Here is a 7,072-nt window from a genome sequence, read left to right as displayed (position 1 = left end):
TGTGGTGGTAATACAGGAAAGTCACCTGGCCATCCATACCTGGCCGGAGTATGGCTACGCAGCTGTAGACCTTTTCACGTGTGGTGATTCGGTTGACCCCTGGGTTTCTTATGCCTACCTGAAAGATGCTTTTGAAGCCAGCCATGGTTCAGCGATGGAGTGCCGTCGCGGGCAATTGGACCTGCTCAAGCGCCTGGACTTCAACTTGGAATCGATGCGGGATGTATCGCCAAAGCCGGTCGAAGTGGCCGGTACGATCACCCGCGATGTCTGGTTCACGGAGCGGGACGAGAACATAGCCCTTTCCCTGAAGCATTCGGGCAAGCAACTCTACAAAAAAGAGTCTGAGTACCAGCGCGTAGAGGTATACGAGACACTGGCCTATGGCAACATGCTCACGCTCGACGGAATGGTGATGTGCACGCAGAAAGATGAGTACGTCTACCACGAGATGATCACCCATGTGCCCATGTTCAGCAACCGCAAAGCAAAGCGGGCGCTGGTGATCGGGGGAGGAGATGGCGGTACTGTCCGGGAATTGCTGCGCCACGAGCAGCTGGAAGAAGTTACCCTGGTAGAGATCGATGCGCTGGTAATTGAGGCCTGCAAACTGCACCTTCCGGAAACAGCCGTTGCCTTTGATAACCCGCGGCTCAACCTGCTGGTGGAAGACGGTATCAAGTATATTAAAGAATGTGCCGATGAGCGGTATGACCTGATCATTGTGGACTCTGCCGATCCGGTTGGCCCGGGAGAAGGCTTGTTTACTGCTGACTTCTACAATGAGGTATACCGTTGCCTGTCCAAAGATGGCGTAATGATCACCCAGAGTGAATCTCCCCGCTTCAATAGCGCGGTGTTTGTGGAGATTTACGATACCTACAAGCAGATTTTTGGCAGAGATAAAGTGCATTGCTACCTGGCTGCTATACCTACTTACCCAACCGGTACCTGGAGTTTCTCTTATTCTTCCAAAGGGGAAGCGCACCCCCTGCAATACGATCGGGAGGCTGCCGCTGCATTCTCGCAGAACCAGGATCTGAAATATTATAACGAAGAGATGCATCGAGCTGCCTTTGCACTTCCAAACTTTGTGAAGCAGCTTTTACATACCAAACCAAACGAAGTAACAGATGAATACTCCGCAGAACCAATCAACTAAGAGCAAGGAGCAAAAGATTGCCAACTTCGACCCGAATGGTGTTGGGGATATACACGCCGGACTTTTTGGACTGCCCTTTACAATCGAAGAATCCGAAGTTGTCCTGATTCCTGTTCCGTGGGAAGTAACCGTTTCCTACAGTGCCGGTACGGCTGCAGGGCCCCAGGCCATCAAAGATGCCTCTCCTCAGCTAGACCTTTTTGAGCCTGCCATAAAAGATGCCTGGAAACTGGGCATCGCCATGGAAGAAATTTCTACGGATTGGGCCGCTACCAGTGAGGAACTGCGCCAAAAAGCGGAGAACTATATCAACTGGCTGGAGGATGGAAGTCCCGAAGCAGAAGCATCCGAATTTGAAAACCTGCCGGCTGAAGTAACCCGCAAAGGAGAGGAGTTGTTGCAGTGGCTGAAGGCGAAAGCCCTCGACCACCTGGACAAGGGTAAACTGGTCGCAGTGTTGGGTGGAGATCACAGTACGCCGCTCGGCCTGATGCATGCTTTGGCGGAACGGCACGAAGAGTACGGCATCCTGCAGATTGATGCCCACGCGGACCTTCGGGATGCGTATGAGGGCTTCCAGTACTCCCATGCTTCGATTATGTTCAACGCGCTGAAACTCCCGCAGGTAAAAAAACTTGTGCAGGTAGGTATACGCGATATCTGTCAGGCAGAAGCCGAGTTGGCAGACCAGTCCAACGGGCGTGTCGCGATTTTCTATGACAGCGTGCTGAAAGAAAATATGTACGAAGGCGATAGCTGGAAAAAGGAATGCAAAAAGATCATAGCGCAACTGCCCCAGAAAGTATACATCAGCTTTGACATCGACGGGCTGGATCCGAAGCTTTGCCCGGGAACAGGCACGCCGGTACCAGGCGGTCTGGAATTTGAGGAGGCGGTATACCTGATCAAAGCGCTGGTAAAGTCCGGCCGTGAGATCATCGGCTTTGACCTTTGCGAAGTAGCACCGGGCGACAGCGAGTGGAACGGCAACGTAGGTGCACGCCTGTTGTACAAGCTTTGCAACTGGATGGCCGTATCGCAGAAACGACTGGAAGTATAAAAGTCCACCTTTATTTTAGGTTTACCGTATAGTGTGGTACTTGAATACTGCATTTTCACTATATATTGGAAACCTAAAAATGGGACTTATTGTAAAAATTTTACTGACAGGTGTGGCTGCTTTTCTGGCAGCATCCTTCTTACCGGGTGTTCAGCTCGATGGCTATGGAGCGGCTCTGATACTGGCTATCGTGCTGGCGCTGCTGAATGCGGTTGTACGGCCTTTACTCGTATTGCTGACCATACCGGTCACCATCCTGACGCTGGGCCTGTTCCTGCTGGTGATCAACGCGCTGATCATTTTGCTCGCTGACTCACTGATAGGAGGTTTCAATGTAGACGGATTCCTGTGGGCACTGATTTTCAGTCTTGTGCTTTCCGTGATCGAAGCGATCCTGGATATGATCTTTTAGGGAAGGATTCAATATAAAAGGCCCGGAAGCTACAGCAGCTTCCGGGCCTTTTTGTTTTAGAAATTTATCTGCCTGACATCCAGGCTTCACAGGCGTCAGCACATTCCCGGCAGGCCTCTGCACATTTCTGGCAGTGTTCGTGGTTGTGTTTACCGCACTCTTCCGCGCACAGGCGACAGATCTCAATGCACTCTTTCATGACATGCTTGGCATGGGCGGAGTCTCGCGCTACAAAGCGGGCCGTCAATGTGCATATGTCTGCACAATCACGGTCGAGCATGATGCAACGCACCATCATTTTTACGTCCTCTTCCTGGAGGCAGGCGGTGGCGCAGGCCTCACAGGCGGTAATACATTTTACCAGTACATGTTCCAATTCGTTTGTTCTTTCAGATTTCATAGCTTTTAGAGAAATGGTTGTCAGTGTATTAAAGGTACGGGTGCCTGCAGGGTTGGTTGTTTTGGTAACATATCCGTTCCGGTTCAGGAACCCATTTCACAATATTTATGGTTAACTTTGGAGTAAAAGAAGCCTGTAGATGCAGGACCTAATTCAGTCAGTAAAGTAGTATGAGCATAGGAATCAGAGAGGCACGTGAAGCACTTAAGTTATACTTTGGATATGAGCAGTTCCGGCCGACGCAGGAGCAGATAATCTCCAATATCCTGCAGGGCCAGGATGTGCTGGTGCTGATGCCGACCGGAGGCGGTAAGTCCGTTTGCTACCAGGTACCGGCCGTGGTAATGCCGGGGCTCTGTGTTGTGGTCTCGCCGCTGATCGCCCTCATGAAAGACCAGGTGGAGGCACTGCTGGTTAACGGCATACCTGCTGCTTACCTGAACAGCTCACAAAGTGCAGAGGAGCAGTACCAGATCGAAAACAAGTGCCTGAGTGGCGGGATGAAGTTACTCTACGTTTCCCCGGAAAAATTACTCTCCGGCGGCTTTTTTTCTTTCCTGAAGCGCCTGAATGTTTCTCTTTTTGCGGTGGATGAGGCACACTGTATTTCTGCCTGGGGGCATGACTTCCGGCCGGAATATACCCAGCTGCGCGTTCTGAAGCAGCAGTTCCCGTCTACACCGGTCGTAGCGCTGACTGCCACAGCCGACAGACTGACACAGAAAGATATTACCGAACAATTGCATCTGCATCAACCGGAGGTATTTCTCTCCTCCTTTGACAGACCCAACATCAATCTGACCGTGCTGCCAGGGCAAGACCGGTTTAACAAAATAACCGATTTTCTGGAGCGCCATCACAAGCAGCCGGGTATCATTTATTGCCTCAGCCGCAAGGCCACTGAAAACCTGGCCGGTAAGCTCAAGCAGCAGGGCTACAGCACAACTTTTTACCATGCAGGTATGACCTCGCAGCAACGAGCCAAATCGCAGGAAGCCTTCCTGCGCGACGACGTGCAGATCGTGTGTGCGACCATTGCCTTTGGCATGGGGATTGACAAGTCCAATGTGCGTTGGGTGATCCATTACAACCTTCCCAAGAACATCGAAAGTTACTACCAGGAGATCGGCCGGGCTGGCCGTGATGGTGCCAAATCAGATGCCCTGCTGTTTTATAGTTTTGCGGATGTGATCAACATGCGCAGTATGCTCTCTGAAAATGATAAATCCCAGGCAGAGCTACAGTTGGTGAAGCTGGAGCGTATGCAGCAATTTGCGGAGGCTACTTTTTGCCGGCGTCGTATCCTGTTGCAGTATTTTGGCGAAACCATGCCCAAAGACTGTGGCAACTGCGATATCTGCCGCAATCCTCCTACCAGCTTCGATGGTACGCTGATTGTGCAGAAGGCCTTATCGGCCATCGCCCGGACAAATGAGAAAGCAAATATGAGCCTGCTGGTGGATGTGCTGCGTGGTTCCCGGAACAGCCAGGTGATGTCCGCCGGTTTTGACCGGATCAAGACCTATGGAGCCGGTAAAGATGTGGGCTCACTCGACTGGCACCGCTACCTGCACCAGATGCTCAATGCCGGACTGGTGGAGCTGGCCTATGATCAGAACTATACCTTAAAACTGACGGAGCAAAGCCGCCAGGTGCTGTTTGAAGGCAGACGTGTTGAACTCGTTAAATTCGAAGAAATAAAACAACTGGAAGAACAACGCACGAAGGAGAAGCCGAAGCGCGAGATCATACGGGATGCGCTCTTTGACAGACTCCGCGCCTTGCGCAAGCGCCTGGCCGATGAACTGAATGTACCGCCCTATGTTGTCTTCACTGACAGCACGCTCCAGGAAATGGCAGCTGAAAAGCCATCCAACAGAATTGCCATGCTGGCTATCAGCGGGGTAGGTGCCCAGAAATTTGAGCGCTACGGCCATGACTTTATCAATGAGATCATCGCCTTTGTGACCGAAGAACAGGCAAAAGGTAGCACGATCAAAGGGGCCACGCATTTACTCACGTGGGAAGCATACAAGCAAGGTTATTCTCCGGAAGAGATTGCCCAACAACGCAAGCTAAACCCCATCACCATCTATTCTCATCTGGCTACCTTATTGGAGCAGGGCTATGATGTTCCTGTAAAAGATTTCGTCACGAAAAAGGAATACCAGTCCATTGTGGAGGCAATTGAGACCCTGGGAGTCGAAGCAAAACTGAAAGACCTCTACGAGCACTTGGAAGAGCAGCACGAGTATTTTAAGATCCGGCTTTCGCTGGCCATGTACAAGAAGCAGTATGCCTGGTAAATAGCACAAAGGCTTAACATGCAGATCAGTATCAACTAAAAAAGGCCACTACTCATAGTGGCCTTTTTTAGTTGATACTGAAACTTCAAGCTTATTCTACAGAAGCTATCGGATCTGGCCAGCTGTCTTTATCGCCCGATACGAGACCTTGCGTGTAAACTGCACCACGCAGCAACAAGATACCGGCAACATGGGGTGCGGCATAGGAGGTACCATAGGCACCACTGGCAATTCCGCCACCTATTTTTGTTACCGTTACATTGACACCCGGCGCAGTAAAGTCAACTGCAGCGCCAAAGTTTGAACTGGACCAGAAGCCCATGTACTTGTCCATTGCGGATACGGTATAAACACCTGTGGCATCTACACGGGCAGGAGAGTTGAAAGCGCAATCAACACCGCTGTTGCCGGAAGCAATGGCAAACAGAATGCCTTTGCTGGCCGCTAATTTCACAGCATCATCCAGCGTGGTAGAAGCAGAGCCGCCCAGGCTCATATTTACTACGTCTCCTGCTTTGGCATTATTGATAACATAATTCACAGCGCTGATAGCTCGGGACATAGTACCGGCACCGGCATCATCAAATACACGCACTGCTACGATGGTCGCATTTGCAGCAACACCCACCATACCACTACCATTGTTTTTGGCTGCAATCACACCTGCCACCGATGTGCCGTGTCCGAATCCATCTTCAATAGAAGGATTGTTATAGATCATGGAAGCACTGCGCGTCATATCGACATTGAGGTCCGGATGATCCGTGTCAATCCCGGAGTCAATCACCCAAACCGTTTTGCCGGTACCATCTCCGAAGCCTGTCATGCTCACGTTCCATGGCAATGTTTCGCCCAGAAGCGGAGTTATTTTAGTATAGGCTGGCGCAGGCTCAGTCGGAGTTGGTTCAGCAGGGATTGGTTCTGTAGGAGTTGGTTCTGTAGGAGTTGGTTCTGTTGGAACAGGCTCGGTCGGTGCCGGCTCAGTGGGGGCAGGTTCTACCGGTGTAGGTTCAACCGGAGCTGGTTCTGTAGGAGCGGGCTCAGTAGGGGTTTTTTTACCGCCACCTTTCGTGCTTCCGCCGCTTTTAATAGAATCGCCGTCTTTGGTGTTGCCACCACCCGAAGTAGTTGGTTTAGCCAGGGAAATAATACGATCCTGCTCCACATAGGCTACTTCCGGATTTTTGCGCAGCAAATCCAGCTGATGTTGGTCCAAACGGGCTGCAAAGCCATTCACAGCACCTTCAAAAGTTTGTGCAACTGCTGCTTTATCGACAGAGGCCGATTGCAGCAAACGTTGACGAAGAGTGATCGTAGATGCTCGGCCTGCAATAGACAGGTTGCTTACGCCGGTAGCATTCAGATTGATGCTGCCATTCTTAAATACCACGATGTACTGGCCTGGAATAGGCTGTCCATTGTTATTGGCTACCACACTGGCAGGTTGAGCGAATTGTTCCTCCATCAGCTCTTCTTTCTGACAACCAGAAAGTGTAAAAGCAGAAACTAATGCCAGACCCGAGAGCGTCCTTTTTAACGTAAAAGTTGTGATCATATAAAGGTGTAAAATGGTTGGAAAATGATAAAAAAATAATTGTAACCTATTTAAATTCGATTCGTAACAGATCGATTTTTAAAAAAGTTTAATATGCTTCAAAAATTGTAAGAAAATAATAACATCACGTCTATAGAAGCGATGCAGGGAGACCGTAAAATCTATCTTCTCGCTGAT

The 7,072-nt window shown here is 50.4% G+C and carries 6 protein-coding genes; 4 read left to right on the top strand and 2 right to left on the bottom strand.

The features are described from left to right. The 3 genes from speE to OB13_RS14055 all read left to right on the top strand — a co-directional run. Positions 1 to 1,162, top strand: a 1,162-nt coding sequence (speE, locus tag OB13_RS14065; RefSeq protein WP_461490802.1) for a polyamine aminopropyltransferase, incomplete at its 5' end; no start/stop codon positions are given. Next, on the top strand, positions 1,134 to 2,222 hold the full coding sequence (locus OB13_RS14060; protein WP_461490801.1) for an agmatinase family protein: 1,089 nt from the start codon (positions 1,134 to 1,136) through the stop codon (positions 2,220 to 2,222). The genes speE and OB13_RS14060, both read left to right, overlap by 29 nt. Positions 2,223 to 2,301: 79 nt before the next feature. Continuing rightward, entirely contained in the window at positions 2,302 to 2,634 is a 333-nt protein-coding gene (locus OB13_RS14055) for a phage holin family protein (RefSeq protein ID WP_461490800.1), read from the top strand. Positions 2,635 to 2,698: 64 nt separating this feature from the next. Here the strand turns inward: OB13_RS14055 and OB13_RS14050 are convergent, their stop codons facing one another. Then, positions 2,699 to 3,034, bottom strand: a complete 336-nt coding sequence (locus tag OB13_RS14050; RefSeq protein WP_461490799.1) for a four-helix bundle copper-binding protein — start codon at positions 3,032 to 3,034, stop codon at positions 2,699 to 2,701. A 170-nt stretch (positions 3,035 to 3,204) separates the two neighbouring features. On the opposite strand from OB13_RS14050, the gene recQ reads away from it, so the two are divergent. Beyond that, complete coding sequence (gene recQ, locus OB13_RS14045; protein ID WP_461490798.1) at positions 3,205 to 5,340, top strand: DNA helicase RecQ; 2,136 nt, start codon at positions 3,205 to 3,207, stop codon at positions 5,338 to 5,340. Between the two features lie 91 nt (positions 5,341 to 5,431). Here recQ and OB13_RS14040 read toward each other — a convergent pair whose 3' ends face one another. Continuing rightward, a complete protein-coding gene (locus tag OB13_RS14040) occupies positions 5,432 to 6,895 on the bottom strand; it encodes a S8 family serine peptidase (RefSeq protein ID WP_461490797.1) in 1,464 nt (487 codons plus the stop codon). Positions 6,896 to 7,072 lie beyond the last annotated feature (177 nt).

It is taken from the genome of Pontibacter sp. HJ8, from assembly GCF_054824225.1.
Note: the sequence above shows the minus strand (reverse complement) of the source record. Positions and strands in the feature narration are given on the sequence as shown.